Origin of the sequence: Caballeronia sp. AZ7_KS35 (genome assembly GCF_023631045.1) — a bacterium.
Classification (GTDB): Bacteria; Pseudomonadota; Gammaproteobacteria; order Burkholderiales; family Burkholderiaceae; genus Caballeronia; species Caballeronia zhejiangensis.
This window is the reverse complement of record NZ_JALQDV010000039.1, coordinates 42,558-57,532: the sequence shown is the minus strand read 5'-3', so window position 1 is coordinate 57,532 and position 14,975 is coordinate 42,558. Positions and strand designations below refer to the sequence as shown.

General features: G+C 63.3%; 13 protein-coding genes. 7 read left to right on the top strand and 6 right to left on the bottom strand.

Translation table 11 applies throughout. The features are described 5' to 3' along the window. Positions 1-65: 65 nt before the first annotated feature. From NCT05_RS24325 to NCT05_RS24310, 4 genes are all read right to left on the bottom strand, one after another. Positions 66-713: a M35 family metalloendopeptidase gene (locus NCT05_RS24325; protein WP_250503358.1), complete on the bottom strand. Its 648-nt coding sequence runs from the start codon at positions 711-713 to the stop codon at positions 66-68. Beyond that, positions 713-1,291, bottom strand: a complete 579-nt coding sequence (locus NCT05_RS24320; RefSeq protein WP_250436837.1) for a PAAR domain-containing protein — start codon at positions 1,289-1,291, stop codon at positions 713-715. Before NCT05_RS24320 ends, NCT05_RS24325 begins: the two co-directional genes overlap by 1 nt. Positions 1,292-1,644: 353 nt before the next feature. Next, the gene (locus tag NCT05_RS24315; protein WP_250503357.1) at positions 1,645-2,940 is read right to left on the bottom strand and encodes an MFS transporter; all 1,296 of its coding nucleotides are present in this window, start codon (positions 2,938-2,940) and stop codon (positions 1,645-1,647) included. Between the two features lie 232 nt (positions 2,941-3,172). Next, positions 3,173-4,693 (bottom strand): methyl-accepting chemotaxis protein, encoded by a 1,521-nt coding sequence (locus NCT05_RS24310; RefSeq protein WP_008348591.1) that lies wholly within the window; start codon positions 4,691-4,693, stop codon positions 3,173-3,175. Between NCT05_RS24310 and NCT05_RS24305 the strand changes: the two genes are divergently transcribed. Both NCT05_RS24305 and NCT05_RS24300 read left to right on the top strand, forming a co-directional pair. Continuing rightward, positions 4,692-4,907, top strand: a complete 216-nt coding sequence (locus NCT05_RS24305) for a hypothetical protein (RefSeq protein WP_250497396.1) — start codon at positions 4,692-4,694, stop codon at positions 4,905-4,907. The genes NCT05_RS24310 and NCT05_RS24305 overlap by 2 nt on opposite strands. Positions 4,908-5,016: 109 nt before the next feature. Next, positions 5,017-6,015 carry an FUSC family protein gene (locus NCT05_RS24300; protein ID WP_250503356.1) on the top strand — a complete coding sequence of 333 codons (999 nt, stop codon included), beginning with the start codon at positions 5,017-5,019 and terminating at the stop codon, positions 6,013-6,015. Here NCT05_RS24300 and NCT05_RS24295 read toward each other — a convergent pair. Next, on the bottom strand, positions 5,957-6,268 hold the full coding sequence (locus NCT05_RS24295) for a hypothetical protein (protein ID WP_250503355.1): 312 nt from the start codon (positions 6,266-6,268) through the stop codon (positions 5,957-5,959). The genes NCT05_RS24300 and NCT05_RS24295 overlap by 59 nt on opposite strands. Before the next feature lie 90 nt (positions 6,269-6,358). Here NCT05_RS24295 and NCT05_RS24290 point away from each other — a divergent pair, with 90 nt between their 5' ends. From NCT05_RS24290 to NCT05_RS24270, 5 genes are all read left to right on the top strand, one after another. After that, entirely contained in the window at positions 6,359-7,579 is a 1,221-nt protein-coding gene (locus NCT05_RS24290; RefSeq protein WP_250503354.1) for a helix-turn-helix domain-containing protein, read from the top strand. A 36-nt stretch (positions 7,580-7,615) separates the two neighbouring features. After that, positions 7,616-8,254 (top strand): Vgb family protein, encoded by a 639-nt coding sequence (locus NCT05_RS24285; protein WP_250503353.1) that lies wholly within the window; start codon positions 7,616-7,618, stop codon positions 8,252-8,254. Positions 8,255-8,351: 97 nt separating this feature from the next. Beyond that, positions 8,352-10,472, top strand: coding sequence for an ATP-binding protein (locus tag NCT05_RS24280; RefSeq protein ID WP_250503352.1), 2,121 nt, complete (start codon positions 8,352-8,354; stop codon positions 10,470-10,472). A gap of 76 nt (positions 10,473-10,548) precedes the next feature. Beyond that, on the top strand, positions 10,549-12,828 hold the full coding sequence (locus NCT05_RS24275) for a putative bifunctional diguanylate cyclase/phosphodiesterase (RefSeq protein WP_250503351.1): 2,280 nt from the start codon (positions 10,549-10,551) through the stop codon (positions 12,826-12,828). 152 nt (positions 12,829-12,980) lie between these two features. After that, the gene (locus NCT05_RS24270) at positions 12,981-13,850 is read left to right on the top strand and encodes a YajG family lipoprotein (RefSeq protein WP_250503350.1); all 870 of its coding nucleotides are present in this window, start codon (positions 12,981-12,983) and stop codon (positions 13,848-13,850) included. Positions 13,851-13,915: 65 nt separating this feature from the next. Here the strand turns inward: NCT05_RS24270 and NCT05_RS24265 are convergent, their stop codons facing one another. Then, positions 13,916-14,875, bottom strand: coding sequence for a LysR family transcriptional regulator (locus NCT05_RS24265; protein ID WP_250457518.1), 960 nt, complete (start codon positions 14,873-14,875; stop codon positions 13,916-13,918). Between the last annotated feature and the right edge of the window lie 100 nt (positions 14,876-14,975).

Genomic DNA, 14,975 nt, shown 5'->3' with positions numbered 1-14,975 from the left:
AGTTCTCGCTTGGAACGCAGGCGAGCACACCTGTCGACGCGGCGAGAAGCAGACTCGATACTGCTTTACATACTGTAGATGACATAACCGGCAATGCTGTCTGCATTCTCGATGGCTTGTTCTGGGTTGGTCTTGCCGAGCGGAAGGCACTCTCTCATGAAGTATCTCCAATCTTTGGTCGCCATAGTGTCGTTGAAGTGACTAGCCTCATGGATCAGTGTGGAAACCATCGAGTCCTTTGCATATGACACCGATCGCATTTCGCAGAAGGCCTCGCGTATCGCGATGGTGTGCGTCTCCGTATCTGGGGCACATACTTCCGCCACTGCGCCAAGGGCGTTACTCAAGTTTGGTGAGCACGAAATATGTGTAGCGTGATCGGGGTCCCATCGCACAAAGTTTTCGGCCTTCAAAGTCTTAAGAACGCGCGAGATGGCAGAAAGGCCCCTGATCAGAGTTTGTCGAGTCGTTTCGTCACATCTCCCGAACCATATGTCGACACGCGCTTTGTCCGCCTGATTCCATCGGCGAAGGTCGTTCAGACGGGCATCAGTCATCTGAACCGCTTCGTCTCTGCAAGAGAAGACCAATTCCCTAAATTGCGCATTGGTCATGTTCGGGCAGATGCGCTGCGTATTGACATACACATCCACGGACGAGCCTTTGACCGCGTTAGTCATCGAGGAATGAACTTCAAATATCTCTTTTGCCATTATTCTGCTTCTTCAATCTCGACCACGACTTTTTCGGTTAAGCTGGTTTTGATGCGTTGCGTCCGTCCTGCTTGGTCTGTCACACCTTCCACGGTCACGCCGTTGCTGCTGACCAGGCGATAGAACACGTTAGCGAGGGGGCGACCGTTCGTTCTGTCGCGAAAGACGTATTGTTCGTCGAAAACGGAAGCGATGGTTGGCATGCTCGCGCCGTGCGCGTTGCCACTACCCGCGCCGCTCTTGAGGAAAATGCCCGGTCTTTTCCCGATTACGACTCGATTCTGTTTGCACGGACAGAGCACGATATCGTTATCAACCACCGCATGACGGCCCTTCTCCTTTATGCCCTGTCCGGTCCCATGTATTTTGTAAGTGCCTTCGCAGTTCCCGCATGTCGCTTGGTCGTCGCTGAGAGCAACCTTTCTCTTGCCGTCGCGAATTGTTGATGTACCAGCGATGACATAGCCACCTGTTGTCGTTGGATCGCCCTCTCGTATTGCGGCTTTACGCATGGCGGATCCAGCAATGGAAAGCTCACTGCTCGTGCCCCGGCCATTGAGTACGTCGCGTTCTTGCATGTTCGTCAATCTGTTTTGTCGGAGATAACGAACGTAGCGGATTTAGGTATCCGACGGAATAGATAGGCGTAACTTTATGTTGACGAGCTACGATCCTTTCGAAAACGATGGACAAGCCGTGTCAGAAGAGATGATCTACCCGGGCGTATGCTTGAATGCAACGTGACTGCGCAATGGCGAATTTGCAGTCGATAGGTGAGCGCCGTCCGAGATTGCAACATCGGAATAGCATCCTTCGACGGACGTGGTGGCGATGCTTGACGTCACCCCGGCCGCTGTGTTTAGCGACGACCGGGGACGAAACCGGGATCCGGCGAAAGAAATCCGAACAGCCGAATGACCGCAAAAACCCGCTACTCCGCAAACCCCAACTCCCTCCCAGAAGCCGCCGCACCAGCGCTATCCAACGCAATATCCGGCCGCATAAAAAACGTCATCACGATGCCAACCGCGAGCAACCCCAACGATCCAGCGAACGGCAAAGTCCAACTCCCGGTCCGATCGACGACAAACCCGAACACGATCGGCGAGAAAATCCCCGCGATAGCGGACCCTGCATTCACCAGCCCGCTGGCAATCCCGACATGTTTCGGCGTGATGTCCATCGGCACGGCCCAGATCGGTCCAATCGTCATCTCGAGAAAGAAGAACGACAGGCTCATCGAAGCAGCCATGACCGGCAGCGACTTCACGAACATCACCGGAGCGAGAAACACGAGCGCCCCGAGAAACGCGACGATGATCATGTTGCGCCGCGCCGAAACCACGCTGCCCGTGCGCTTCAGAATGCGATCGGAGATCACGCCGCCCGCCGTATTCCCGACGACGCCCGACAAGAACACGCCCGCCGAAAATAACGCCGAACTCTTCAGATCGAGCCCGCGTCCATGCATGAAGAACGTCGGCAGCCACGTGAAGAAGAGCCAGCCCGTCCAGCCATAGCAGAAGTAGACGAGCATCGTCGGCGAGATGCGCTTGAGCAGGCGTCCCCACGGCGTCGGTTCGCGCGTCTTGTCGACGGCGACCTTGTTCTCCGGCGGCAACTCCGCTTCTTCCTCGGCCGTCATATGCCGATGCTTGCGCGGATTGTCCGCGAAGTACCACGCATAAACGATCACCCACACGGCCGTCAGCGCGCCGACGAGCACGAAGGACGCACGCCACGAAGCGAACGCGACCAGCAACGCGATCAACGGCGGCGTAAGCGCGTTGCCAAGACGCGAGAACGAATGCGTGAGCCCCTGCACGAAGCCGCGCTTGCTCGCCGGATACCAGTTGACGAGCGCGCGCGCCTGCGCCGGCAGCGCCGCGCCTTCGCCGACGCCGAGCAACATGCGCGCGCAGAACAGCGACGCGACGCCGCCCGCGAAACCCGTCGCGATCGTCGCGACGATCCAGATCGACGCGCACAGCACGAGCGTCGTCTTCGCGCCGAATCGATCGCTGAACCATCCGCCGATCACCTGGCAGATCGCATACGTATAGGCGAACGCGCCGAACACGAGGCCGACGTCGGTATTGGTGAGATGAAGATCGTCGCGTATGAGGCCCGCCGCAGCGGACAGGTTCACGCGATCGAGATACATGATGAACGACATCGCGCACATCAGCGCGAGCACGGAGCGGGTGACTCTGGGTCGATGCAGCATCTTCTATGTCTCCTCCGAGGCTTGTTGCGCGCTGGCCGATTCGTTGCGCGCGCTCTTTTATCGAGGACGGACCGCATGTCGATCCGACGCTCCGCAGTCTCGCGAAAACAGCGATAGCCGTCTATTGAATTCGCCTCATGAGGTGATTACCGGCGGTTATGACTCGGCAAAAGACAAACGGCTCGCGTACCGAAGGATCGCGAGCCGTGCATGATCGAGACGCGAAAGGGCGTCAGACCGTCGCGCGCATGCCTTCATCGTGAAGACGGAAGGTCTCCACCGCCGTGCGCAATGCGCCCGCCTGATCTTCCAGCGATTGCGCAGCCGCCGCCGCTTCCTCGACGAGCGCCGCGTTCTGTTGCGTCACTTCATCCATCTGCGTGACGGCGCGCGCCACTTGCTCGATGCCGCTGCTTTGCTCTTCCGACGCCGCCGCGATCTCGCCCATGATGTCGGTCACACGCTGCACCGCCGTGCTGATCTCCGTCATCGTGCGGCCGGCTTCATCGACGAGCGCGGCGCCCGATTGCACGCGCTCGACGGAGTTGTCGATCAGCTCCTTGATCTCTTTCGCCGCCGCCGACGAACGCTGTGCGAGCGAGCGCACTTCCCCAGCGACGACCGCGAAGCCGCGGCCTTCTTCACCGGCGCGCGCCGCTTCGACGGCTGCGTTCAACGCGAGAATGTTCGTCTGGAACGCAATGCCTTCGATGATCGTGATGATGTCCGCGATCTTCGACGAGCTGTGGTTGATCTCGCCCATCGTCGTCACGACCTGCGACACGACATGGCTGCCCTTGCCCGCGATCTCCGACGCATTCGCGGCAAGCACGCTCGCCTGGCGCGCGTTGTCGGCGTTCTGCTTGACCGTGCCGGTCAGCTGATCCATGCTCGACGCGGTTTCCTGAAGCGCCGACGCCTGTTCTTCGGTGCGCGACGAAAGATCCACATTGCCCGCCGCGATCTGCTTGGTTGCGGACGCAATCGACTCACTGCCGCCGCGCACAGTGCGCACCGTATCGATGAGGCTCGATTGCATCGTCGCGAGACCGCGCAACAACTGGCCCATTTCGTCGTTCGACGTCACTTTCACGTTGCTGCGCAAATCGCCGCTCGCGATCGCATCGAACTGCGCAAGCGCCACATCGAGCGGACGCGAAATGCGACGGCGCAGCGACACCCACGAATAGAACGAAGCGGCGATGCCCACGAGGATCGCGATGATCGACGCCATGCGGAACATGCCGAAGACTTGCTGGCCGTTGTCATAGGCGGCTTTCGCCTGATCGAATTGCAGCTTGCGCAGCGAGATGCCCGTCTTCGCCAGCTCGTTGAACGAGACCTGCATCGCGTTCGCATCGGCGACGATCTTCGCCTGATCCTGCGCGCGTATATCGGCATAGCCTTCGTCGAGCAGCTTCTGCACTGCGAGACGCTGCGCGCCGAACTTCTCGGCGAGCACTTTCTCTTCCGGGCCCTGCGGCAATCCGGAGTACTTCGTCCAGGCTTCGTCGGAAGACTTGCGCATCAACGCGCCGCGTCCGATGGCTTCTTCCGCCGCGGGCGTGCCCACGTTCAGCGCCGCCCGATCGAAGGAGAGACGCTCGCGCGCCACGAACATTTCCGCATTGCCGACCGATACCGCGCTCGGCATTTCATTCGTGAAGAGGTCGTGCGTGACCGTGTTGGACTGAGTCATGCCGATCAGTCCGACCATGCCGACCGCGATCAGAAGTGCGCTCAGAAGCATCATGGCCAAGGCCAGTCGGCCTTTGATTGTGGAAAACATAGCTCTCTCAAGGTGGCTGCATCGCAAGGGCGCGTGCGCGAGCGGTGACGGCGATGCTTCGTCTGCTGCGCCGCCGATGAGTGCATCGGCTGATCTGTATAACGACCGCAGCGCAAAGTCCTTTAGAAAACGTTTAAATGATGTTTTAGCACGGTCATGCGAAGAAGCCTTGTTTTAAGGGTTTTGCCGTAGCGAACCGGGAATCGACGGCGCATTGCGAGCGATTGTTCACATCGGCCCGGACCGACGACTAAACTTCATGCGAACTCACGAAGAGGCCACAGCGCATGTCCGCCGATGCACCGCATCTTCGTATCGCCAGCGAGATCAAGCTCTGGCCGCTCGCGCACGCAACGATCGCGCTGCTGCCTTTCGTCGCGCTTGCGCTCGCCACCGGCAACGCGCTATGGATGAAGGCGTCGCTGCTCGCGATCGCCACGACAATCGCGCAAGACCAGCTCGCGTTGAGACCGCCTGGCGTCGTCTCGCACGGACTCGCGGTCATCGCCGGGACGTATCTGCTGCTGCATGCCGAACTCGTGCCGGCGTTCTTCGTCGTTGCGTGCATGACGCTCGCGGCGTGCGTGATTCTGCTGGCATCGCGCGGGTCGAAACTTCGCACGGTCGGCAACTGGACTTTCATTCCTGTGCTCATTCTCGCGAACGAACTGCACGGCGGACGCACCGTCGATGCGTTGTTGCACGCCGCGCCCGCCTGGTTGCCTTATCTCCTTGCCGCGCTCGTGCCAGCGATGTTGTCGGCGCATATGCGCTCGCGTGGCAAGCCCGCGTCACGCTGGTCCAATCTCGATGATTTCGGCGAACGCGCGCCCTTCGGCGAAGACCTCGCGGCGATGCTCGCAAGCGTCGGCATTGCCGCGATGATGGTCGTGTACGCGCACATGGATCACGCGAACTGGGTGATCTGGGGCGCGGCGAGCATCGTCACCGGTTCGGTCGATACGGCGCGCACGAAGCTGCGGAACCGCGCGTGGGGCGTGATCGCGGGCGTGCCGATCGGCATCGTGCTCGGGCGCTTCGTCGTGCCGCATTCGGGCATGGCCGTCACGCTCGCGACGCTCGCCGCGTTCCTCACGCTCGTCGCATTTCAGCGCTATATCGTCGGATACTTCTTTCGCTGCATGTTCGTTGCGCTTGCAATCATGCTGGCGAATCAGTCCGCCGCCGATGCGTTCGAGCGGCTCACGCATGTGCTCCCGGGCGGAGTCATCGGCATCGTGTGCGTGGTGGGCGCGCATGTGCTGGCGCGTCGCATGTCGCGTTGAATGTCCGCGGATCGAAGACGAAGCGCGTCGCCTTCACGATCGCGAGCCACATGCCGATGAACGCCGCCATCGCGCGCAACCATGCGCGGCCGCACATCGGCGTGAAGGCGGGCGATGACATCCAGCCGCCGGGCATCGGCCACTCGCTCATCGGTGACATCGGCATGTGCATCGCATGAATCGCGATCACGCTCGCCACGACGACGAGCGCGATGATCGCGACGAAGCGGCTGCTCTCTCGTTCGATGTTCATGATGTCCTTCCTGCCAAGGCACGTCGAGTACGGTGTTAGATTAGTCGCGGGCGTGCACGGCAAAGGAGTGACAAGTGTGTCGGGATTCGCATGGATTCGCTGATCACGGCGGCGGCGCGCGCGCTCGCGGCGGGTGATCCGCTCGGCGCGCTGAATCGCATCGCGTTGCGCGAGGATGCGAATGCGCTCGCGTTGCGCGGCATCGCGATGGCGCAGCTCGGCGACTTCGTTCGGGCGCGCACGCTCGTCAAAAGCGCGGCGCGCGCGTTCGGCGCGAAAGAGGCGCTGGCGCGTTCGCGCTGCATCGTTGCGGAAGCGGAAATCGCGCTCGCATCGCGCGATCTCGCGTGGCCCGCGAAGGCGCTCGATCAGGCGCGCGCGATTCTCGAAGCGCACGGCGATCACGTCAACGCCGCGCACGCGCGCTATCTCGAAGTGCGGCGCGCGCTTCTCATCGGACGGATCGGCGATGCGCAACGCATGCTCGTCGAACTGGATCATGCGGCGCTGCCCGCTGCATCGCGGGCCGCGCATGAACTCATCGATGCGGGCATCGCGATGCGCCGTCTGCAGACCCACGCGGCGCGCGCGGCGCTGGAACGCGCGACGCTCGCCGCGCGTGAGGCTGCGATTCCCGCGCTCGCCGCCGAAGTCGACAGCGCGTGGCGCATCCTCAACGCGCCCGCCGCGCGTCTCATCGCGCAGGGCGAAGAGCGGCTGCTCCGGCTCCATGAAGTCGAAGCGCTGTTCGCATCGAATGCCTTCGTCGTCGATGCGTGCCGTCTTTGCGTGCGCGAAAACGGCACGTCGATGTCGCTCGCGACGCGCCCCGTGCTCTTCACGCTCGCGCGCATGCTTGCGCAAGCGTGGCCCGGCGATGTGCCTCGCGACGCGCTGATCCTGCGCGCGTTTCGCATTCGTGAAGCGGACGAAACGCATCGCGCGCGCTTGCGCGTCGAGATGGGCCGGCTGCGCACGATGCTGCGCGCACACGCGAACATCGATGCGACGCCGCGCGGCTTCGTGCTGAAGCCGCGTCACGCGCGCGACGTTGCGGTGCTCGCGTTGCCCGTCGAAGACGAACATGCGCCGCTGCTCGCGTTTCTCGCCGATGGCGAATCGTGGTCCAGCTCCGCGCTCGCCATTGCGCTTGGCGCGAGTCAGCGCACGGTGCAGCGATCGCTCGATGCGCTCGCCGCGAGCGGCAAGGTGCAATCATTCGGTCGCGGCCGTGCGCGCCGCTGGACCACGCCGCCGATGCCCGGATTCGCGACGGCCTTGTTACTCCCCGTCGATCTCGCGAGTGATTAGCATGAAGCCATCGAATCAATCATCAGGAGGACGGCGATGAAACGCGCGAAGGCGGAAATCATCCGCGAATATGGGCCTTTTCCGGATATCGACGGCGTGCATGGCGTCACGTATGACGGCGAGCATGTGTGGTTCGCCGCCGGCGATACGCTCAACGCCTTCGATCCCGAAAGCGGCGAGAAGGCGCGAACGCTCAAAGTCGCGGCGCATGCGGGCACCGCGTTCGACGGCGAGCATCTGTTTCAGATCGCCGAGGACCGCATCCAGAAGATCGATCCGCGAACCGGTCGCGTCGTGTCGACGATTCCCGCGCCGGGCGGCGGCGCGGACTCGGGGCTCGCGTGGGCCGAGGGCACGCTCTGGGTCGGGCAGTACAACGAACGCAAGATTCATCAGATCGATCCGGACGATGGCGCGATCCTGCGCACGATCGAGTCGAATCGCTTCGTGACGGGCGTGACGTGGATCGACGGCGAACTGTGGCACGCGACGTGGGAAGGCGACGAAAGCGAGTTGCGGCACATCGATGCGCAATCGGGCGAAGTCATCCAGCGGCTCGACATGCCCGAAGGCGTGGGCGTGTCGGGACTCGAATCGGATGGACGCGACCGCTTTTTCTGCGGCGGCGGGCGCACGGGCAAGGTGCGCGCGGTGCGCAAACCGAAGCGCGGATAAGAGGCATGGCGGGTAGCGCTTCAGGTCTGAACGAATAGCCTTTATGCTGTCGAATTCGCGAACGACCACGCGATTCTTCAGACAGTTAAGGCCGGTTTTGACTTCGAATATCTCCGATCACCGTCAGCTCGATTCCTGGGTCGGCGAAACAGCGCGCGCCATTCGCGACTACGACTGGCGCGCGACGCCGCTCGGTCCCATCGACGCATGGCCGCAAGTGTTGCGCTCCGTCGTGCAGATGATGCTGCGCAACGCGTTGCCGATGGCCGTGCTATGGGGCGACGAAGGCACGCTGCTCTATAACGACGCATACGCGCGTTTTTCGGGCGGGCGTCATCCGCGCATTCTCGGCATGCCGATCGAAGCGGCGTGGCCCGAGGCGGCCGAGTTCAATCGCAATGTGCTCGATACGGGACTGCGCGGAGAATCGCTTTCGTATCGCGACATGAGCTTTACGTTGCCGCGCGACGGTCGCGATGCGCAAGTGTGGCTCGATCTGCATTACAGCCCGGTCGCGTCGAACGAAGGCGTGCCCGTCGGCGTGCTCGCGATCGTCGTCGAAACGACCGGGCGCGTGCTGCTCGAACGCACGCGCGCCGAAGCCGAACGCGCGTTTCGCGAAGCCGATGAGCGCTTGCAACTCGCGCTCAATTCCGGCGCGGTGCTCGGCACGTTCGTGTGGGACATTCCCGACAATCGCGTGAAAGGCGATGAGCGCTTCGCGCGCACGTTTTCGTTTTCGCTCGACGAAGTGGCGCGCGGCATGCCGATCGAGGCGGCGTTCGCGAAGATTCATCCCGAGGATCTGGAACGCGTCAGGGGGCTTATCGTGCGCACGCTGCAGCACGGCGAGCCGTTTCGCGCCGAATACCGCATCCTTTCCGGCGATGCGCGATGGACCTGGATTCTCGCCACCGGCCGCTGCGACCACGACGAAACCGGCAGACCAATGCGCTTTCCCGGCGTCATCATCGACATTCACGATCGCAGGATCGCCGAAGAGACCTTGCGGGAACTGACGCGCGGTCTCGAAGACAAGATCTCCGAAGCCGTGGCCGCGCGCATCGCGGTGGAGGCGCAATTGCGTCAGAGCCTGAAAATGGAAGCGCTCGGCGCGATGACGGGCGGCGTCGCGCACGACTTCAACAACACGCTGCAGGCGATCAGCGGCAACCTGCAATTGCTGCAGTATTTGCCGCCGACGGACAGCCGCGTGCCCGAGCGCGTACACGCCGCGATGGAAGCCGTGCAGCGCGGCGCGAAGCTCGCTTCGCAATTGCTGTCGTTCGCGCGGCGGCAACCGCAGTCGCCGGTCGTGATCAATCCGCAGCGCCTGTTCAAAGAGATGCGCGAGCTCCTGCAGCATGCAGTGGGACCGTCGGTATGCATCAACACGTTGCTCGCGGAGCACGCATGGAACTTCCGCGTCGACCGCAATCAACTGGAAAACGCGCTGCTGAATCTCGCGATCAACGCGCGCGATGCCATGCGCGGCGACGGCAAGCTCACGCTCGTCTGCTCGAACGAAGCGCTCGATGCCGCGGCGTGCGAGGGCAAGGATCTGCATCCGGGCGAATACGTGAAGCTGTCCGCATCGGACACCGGCGCGGGCATGGAGCCCGACGTGCTCGAACGCGCATTCGAGCCGTTCTTCACGACGAAGCCGGAAGGGCACGGCACGGGTCTCGGCCTCTCGATGGTGTTCGGCTTCGTCAAGCAGTCGGGCGGGCATATCGCGGTGTCGAGTTCGGTCGATGTGGGCACGACGGTCGAGATGTTCTTTCCGCGCAGCTTCGACGATGAAACCGCGCAACTGCGCGTCGATGCGATGACGGCGCACACGGGCGGCGCGACGGTGCTCGTCGTCGATGACGATCCCGCCGTGCTGATGTCGACGGTCGCGATACTCGAAGCGATGCATTACACGGTGCTGCGCGCCGCTAACGGCGATGCCGCGATGAGCGTGCTCGAAAGCGGCGTGAACGTCGACCTGATTCTCACCGACGTCGTGATGCCCGGCAAAGTGAAGTGCGCCGATCTCGCGGAATGGGCGTTTTCGCAGGAGCGGCCCGTGCCGGTGATCTACGTCTCCGGCTATACGCGCGACATCATCTCGCGCGATGGCGTGCTGCGGCCGAACGTGACCTTGCTCGGCAAGCCGTATCGCGCGGAGGCGCTGGCGAAGGAAATCGCGGGGGCGTTGCAGGCCGCGGCGTAGCGGTTCCTTTCTCAAGACTTTCTTCTCCGCGCCGATAAACACCGATCAAACCCATCAATAGAACAGGGCCAGAACGGTGCAGAGAGGCGCCAACGATTTCCTCGGGACCATCGGCGAGACCATCGCCAGGAACCGGCCTTACATCGAACGCGCACGCCGTTTCGGTGCGCTCGGTCTCGCGCCGCTCGGCGTGCTCGCCGCCGCGTGCGGAACCATCTTCGTGCCGCTGCCGTGGAACGTGTTGCTCGGCGTGCTCGTCTTCGGCGCGGCGTTCGTCGTGCATCGCATGCACGAAGCGAATCGCAAGATCTTCGTCGCACGTCAGGTCGCGCATGGGCTGCTCGCCATCGCCGAGGACTGTCTCAAGCTGCTGTCGCTCGAAGGCCGCATCATGTGCATTTCGGAGGTCGGCGGGCAGCTCATCGAAGCGGATCACGCAGACGATCTCATCGGCGTCGACTGGCTCGCGCTCTGGGACGGCCCCGACGCGCGGCGTGCCTTCGAACGCGCGAAAGCGGGTGAATCGACGTCGTTCTCCGGAGCCTGCCGCACGATGAACGGCACGCTGAAATGGTGGACGTCGACCTTCGCGCCCGTCTACGGCGAGCACGGACGGGTGAGCGCGGTGCTGTGCAAGTCGCGCGACATCACGGCGGAGCGCAATCTCATCGACGAATTGCGCGGCAACGCGCGCGTGCAAAAGGACATGGAAGATCACGTCGATGCCGTCTTCTGGACCGCGACGCGCGATTTCCGCGAGCTTCTGCATGTGAGCTCCGCGTTCGAACGCATGTGGGAAATGCCGATGTCCGCGCTCGAAGCCGATCAGACCGCCTGGTCGCAAAGCGTGCATCCCGAAGACCTGCCCGCGCTGCGCGACGAAATGCGTACCGCCGTGAACACGGGCGCGGCCACGCAGAGCTATTTTCGTCTCTGCCTGCCGCACGATCGCACGCGCTGGGTGCGCGCAGATATTTATCCGGTCATCGAGGACGGCGCGGTGTCGCGCGTCGTGAGCGTGTGCGTCGATGCCACCGACGAGCGCCAGCGCCTTCAGGAACTGCATCGGCTCGCGAACACCGACAGCCTCACCGGACTCGCCAATCGCAACGCGATGATGGACGCGCTCGTGAAGCGCTGTGAAGCGCTCGCGCCGTTCGCGTATCTCTTCATCGACATCGATCGCTTCAAGTCGATCAACGACACTGCCGGTCATATCGCCGGCGATGCGGTGCTGCGCACCATCGCGCGACGCATCGCGGAAACGCTGCCCGATGGCGCCGTGGCCGCGCGGCCGGGCGGCGACGAGTTCACCGTGATCCTGCCCGGCAGCTTCGATCAGGAAAGCATCGAGCGCGCGTGCCGCAAGCTCTCGCTCGCGTGCCATCGTCCGATCGAGATCGACTGCAAGAGCGTGACGATGACGTGCTCGATCGGCGTCGCGCTCTATCCCGAACACGGACGCACGCCCGAAGCGCTTTTCATCAGCGCCGACATGGCGATGTACGCCGCGAAGCGCGCGGGCCGCAACACGTTTCGCGTGTTCGGCGATCGCGAGAAGGACGATCTCGCGCGCGCGCATCTCGAAGCGCAACTGCACGGCGCGATCCGCGAGAACGAGTTCGTGCTGCATTATCAGCCGCAATATCGCGTCGATTCCGGTGCGCTTGTCGGTGTCGAGGCGCTGTTGCGCTGGAATCATCCGCAGCTCGGGCTGCTCGGTCCGGGTGCGTTCGTGCCGGTGCTCGAAGAGAGCGCGCTGATCGTCGAGGCGGGGCACTGGGTCATTCGCGAGGCCGTGCAGGCCGGGTCGCAACTCGCGCTCGCGCTGCCGCAGGCTTGCTCGGTCGCGCTCAACGTGTCGCCGAAGCAGTTCCGCGATCCGCGCCTCGTGTCGGTTCTGCGGCACGCGATCAGGCGCGCCGGCATCGATTCGAACCGCATCACGCTCGAGATCACCGAATCCGCGCTGATCGACAACGTCGATGATGCGCAGGTCGTGCTGTCGAACGTTCGCGCGATGGGCGTACGCATCGCCATCGACGATTTCGGCACCGGCTATTCGAGCCTCAGCTATCTCGCGCGCTTCCGGCCGGACGTGCTGAAGCTCGACAAATCCTTCGTCGACAACATCGCCACCGACGCGATGGTGCGCACGGTCGTCGAAGGCGTGATCGATCTCGCGCACAAGCTCGGCGTGACGGTGGTCGCGGAAGGCGTCGAGACGCAGGAGCAGCTCGACACGCTGCGCGACGTGCGCTGCGACAAGGTGCAGGGTTTTCTGTTGAGCCGCCCCGTCCTGCTCGCGAGCCTGATGATGCGGACAGACGCAGAAGACGCCGCGACCGTGCGCTAAACGCGTGCCCGCGCGGGCCGCCCGGCGTTATCATCGCGGCATTCGCGGATGCGAGCCGGAAACGGAGGATGGACGCAATGAGCCACCTGATCTTCGCGTTGGGCGTGTTGCTGCGGCGGTTGACGACGATCGTTCTCCGACGGAGAGCACCCATGAAGACCTTTTGCCTGGGCGTTGCGCTGGCCGCGATCGGCTCGCTTGCATGCGCCCAGTCCGCGCCGCAGTGCCCGCCCGCGGCCGGCCAACTGATACAGGTACGCGACTTCACGGCCGTCAGCCGTGAAAGCGGCGCGTCGCATGTGCTCGGCTCGCGATTGCGATCGGCGCGCAATGCGGTGAAGGTGGATCAGAACGCATCGGCGCTGGCGGATGGCATCGTCAAGGCGCTGAACGGGAAAGGTCTCGCCGCTTGCCATGTGACGGCGGATTCGCCGCCGCCGGCATCGGGCTGGCTCGTCAGCGGGGAGTTCGACGAAACGCTGTCGAGCGGATTCGGCTCCGCGTTGCCGTCGATGGGTTCATCCGACAAGACGCCCAACACGCATGTCACCGTGCAGCTCGCCAATCTTGCGGCGAGCCCGGACGCCGCGCCGGCGCAGATCGACACGAGCGGCGAACTGAAAGGGCAGAAATCGGCGGCCGCGCCGAAGCCCTACGGCGCCGCGGCGCGCTTCGTCATCAACGAGGTTCAGTCGATTGCCTCGCTCGATGCGCTCGCCGCGAAGATCGCCGATCAGATCGCGGCGGAGAAGGCGAAGCTCGACGGCGGGCAATACGTTTCACGCTTCCGAGTCGCGCTTGCCTTTCGGATGGTCGGCGCTTGCGTCCGGCGAGGTGTCGGGATCCTTCAGATCATGCTCGGGCGTGTACGGCCCTTGCTCGGGATGATCCTTGCCCTTCGGAACGAGCGTCGGATCGATATTGCCGTGCTCGCGCTGCTCGATCGTGCCATCGCTTTTTTCCTTGACGTCGCCCTCGCCGAGCGCCTCGCGGCGTTCGTCGGCGCGCTGCACGGGATCTGACGGTTCGCGGTTCATCGCATTCTCCTGAAGATGTTTTCCGTAGCGCAGCAAGCGCCGTTCCGCGATCACTTGCGACGCGCCCGAGCGCGCGTTCGTCTGACGGGCGCGGCGGCCGCATGCGCGAACATCGGCATGCGGGTCAGAATCCAGTCGAGCAGTTCCTGCGGCCCGGCCGCGAGCGGACGTCCGGCTTTCACGAGCAGCTTCGCCTGCGCGCTCTCGAAAAGCGGATGCGCGACCGGTATCGTCGTCAGCTCGCCGCTCGCGAGCTCGCGATACGCGGCGAATTCGCCGATCAGCGTCATGAAATTTTCCGCGGCCACGAAGCGCTTCAGCGCGCCGAGCGAGTTCGTCGTGAGCGTCGGGCGGATCGCGAGATCGTCGGTGGTTTCGAGCATCTTCACGACATGGCCGATGCCGAACGTGGGCGGCATCAGCGCGAGCGGATACTCGAGCAGATCGCGAATCCGCGCGACGCCGCCGCGCACCGCCAGCGGATGATCGCGCCGCGCGAGCAGCACGACCGGCTGCGGCGAGCTTGCCCGAATCTCGATGCGCTCGTGCGGCGGCGGGTTGTACGCGAGCCCGATATGCGCGCGGCTCTGCGCGACTTCTTCGAGCAGATCGTCGACCGCGAGCATCTGCACGTCGATTTCGAGGCGCGGATAGCGCGCGCAGAACGGCGCGAGCACATCGTCGACGAGCGTATCGACATAGCCTTCGCTCACCGCGAGACGAATCTGCCCTTGCTGCAGGCCTTTGAGCGCATGCAGCTGATCCTCGAACTTCTCCTGCTGCGAACGATAGCCGCGCCAGAATTCGAGCAGATGGAACGCCGCTTCGGTCGGCCGCACGCCGCGCGGCTCGCGCTCGAAGAGCGTCGTGTCGAGTTCGTTTTCCAGCAATTTGATCTGCCGCGCGATCACCGACGGCGACGTGTTCAGATGATCCGCCGCGCCGCGAATCGTGCCGTGCGTGAGCACTTCGTGGAAATAGCGCAGACGTTGCTGATTGATTTCGCGCATGGTCGTCGTCCGTATGGGAAGGAATGCGTTGCTCGCAGAGCAACGATACGTGAACTTTGTTGCTCTTGCTCGCACGGTCGCACGCGCTCAACATCGCCTT

Excerpts from the sequence above, each read along its gene's own strand:
- NCT05_RS24325 (WP_250503358.1), bottom strand. The coding sequence starts at position 713 with ATGGCAAAAGAGATATTTGAAGTTCATTCCTCGATGACTAACGCGGTC.
- NCT05_RS24320 (WP_250436837.1), bottom strand. The coding sequence starts at position 1,291 with ATGCAAGAACGCGACGTACTCAATGGCCGGGGCACGAGCAGTGAGCTT.
- NCT05_RS24315 (WP_250503357.1), bottom strand. The coding sequence starts at position 2,940 with ATGCTGCATCGACCCAGAGTCACCCGCTCCGTGCTCGCGCTGATGTGC.
- NCT05_RS24305 (WP_250497396.1), top strand. The coding sequence starts at position 4,692 with ATGGCCAAGGCCAGTCGGCCTTTGATTGTGGAAAACATAGCTCTCTCA.
- NCT05_RS24310 (WP_008348591.1), bottom strand. The coding sequence starts at position 4,693 with ATGATGCTTCTGAGCGCACTTCTGATCGCGGTCGGCATGGTCGGACTG.
- NCT05_RS24300 (WP_250503356.1), top strand. The coding sequence starts at position 5,017 with ATGTCCGCCGATGCACCGCATCTTCGTATCGCCAGCGAGATCAAGCTC.
- NCT05_RS24295 (WP_250503355.1), bottom strand. The coding sequence starts at position 6,268 with ATGAACATCGAACGAGAGAGCAGCCGCTTCGTCGCGATCATCGCGCTC.
- NCT05_RS24290 (WP_250503354.1), top strand. The coding sequence starts at position 6,359 with ATGGATTCGCTGATCACGGCGGCGGCGCGCGCGCTCGCGGCGGGTGAT.
- NCT05_RS24285 (WP_250503353.1), top strand. The coding sequence starts at position 7,616 with ATGAAACGCGCGAAGGCGGAAATCATCCGCGAATATGGGCCTTTTCCG.
- NCT05_RS24270 (WP_250503350.1), top strand. The coding sequence starts at position 12,981 with ATGAAGACCTTTTGCCTGGGCGTTGCGCTGGCCGCGATCGGCTCGCTT.
- NCT05_RS24265 (WP_250457518.1), bottom strand. The coding sequence starts at position 14,875 with ATGCGCGAAATCAATCAGCAACGTCTGCGCTATTTCCACGAAGTGCTC.